Genomic DNA, 252 nt, shown 5'->3' with positions numbered 1-252 from the left:
CAAGTAAAGTGTAAGAAAACTATTTGCCAAGTGTTTGGTGGACTCTACCGTAACTCAGGCGGCAGTATTCGGCTCAACTCCGCGAGACTGGTGTCACCCGCGGCGACTTTCCGCCAGAACGCCTGCGCAAGACTGATCATTCCCCGCGAGATGGCCGACTGTCGGATCTGCGCCCCTGATGTCCGTTTGATCATCAGCGACCGGACATGGTGGTCCACGATGAGCAGCTCGTAGACTCCGGTGCGGCCGTGG

The 252-nt window shown here is 57.9% G+C and carries 1 pseudogene; it reads right to left on the bottom strand.

Going from position 1 to position 252, the window contains the following annotated elements:
- Positions 1 to 44: 44 nt before the first annotated feature.
- Positions 45 to 252: pseudogene (locus J3481_RS14555) on the bottom strand (hypothetical protein); the annotation flags it as partial.

Source organism: Alicyclobacillus fructus (assembly GCF_017329605.1).
In the GTDB taxonomy this organism is placed as follows: Bacteria; Bacillota; Bacilli; order Alicyclobacillales; family Alicyclobacillaceae; genus Alicyclobacillus; species Alicyclobacillus fructus.
This window is presented reverse-complemented; position numbering and strand designations above follow the sequence as displayed.